We start from the raw sequence: 912 nt of genomic DNA, 5'->3' as shown, positions 1-912 counted from the left end.
GTATATCCCAATCAATGGAATCACGAGTATAATAGTTATATGATAAGAAATTTGGTGCTGAATGTTGCTCAATGTCCAAGTCTAGGACTTCTAAATTTGGAGTGGAGGTTATATACCTTCCTGAATCCATAACAACCATATCGCTTTCGTATAATATAGTTTGGTGATATCTAAATTGATAGTCTTTAAAATAATGGCTTTGATTCATTTGTGTATAAGCATAGAAAACATTCCTTCTTCTATCTTCGGAATTATTAACTTCTACAAATGTAAATTCAGGATGCGGCTTATAATATCTTCCATTTGAATTTTTTTCCCACAAATGTTTATCTTTTATAAAATTTCTCAATTTATCAAAAGGCGAAAGGTCTAATCCAAAACGTCTTCGCCACAGATGTTCAATTTCATATATAGAAGCTATACTGTCTATTGGAGTATTACTATCTTGTCGTCTTGTATATATAACTCCTGGTAAAATTTTTGTTTTATCACGAACAAATTGTTCTTCAAGATAATAAGGAACTTGATTTGAGTTAAATATTATTAAAACATCAATTTCTTTATCAAAATATAATATAGTTTCTAATTTAACGAACGGGGGAATTCTACCTGCAAACTTTTGGTTTCTAAGCAAATCAATAATATCTGCCTGATTCTTTCTATTCTCATCCCCTGCTATGCCTTTTACTTCTCCATTATCAGAAACACCAAAAATTAAATATGCGTCTTTATTGTCAAGATTATTAGCTAAACAAATAATGTCATGAATAAATTTCGCGTTGTTAGAATGATACTTTTCTTTATAATCCCAGTAGCTTCCTTCTCGCTTCATTTCAATCAAAGAAAATATCTTATTATTTAAGTTGCTCATTTCATACCTCATAACATAACACTATGTATTATTTATTATAC

The 912-nt window shown here is 29.4% G+C and carries 1 protein-coding gene; it reads right to left on the bottom strand.

Features of this window, described 5'->3' with window-relative positions; all coding sequences use genetic code 11:
* Window positions 1-871, bottom strand: an 871-nt coding sequence (locus tag D8877_RS12230) for an ATP-binding protein (RefSeq protein WP_142999433.1), incomplete at its 3' end; no start/stop codon positions are given.
* Window positions 872-912: the final 41 nt, after the last annotated feature.

The sequence above is a fragment of the Streptococcus sanguinis genome (genome assembly GCF_003943735.1).
GTDB classification, from domain to species: domain Bacteria; phylum Bacillota; class Bacilli; order Lactobacillales; family Streptococcaceae; genus Streptococcus; species Streptococcus sanguinis_E.
The sequence above is the reverse complement of the archived record's forward strand: the minus strand, read 5'-3'. Positions and strand labels throughout refer to the sequence as shown.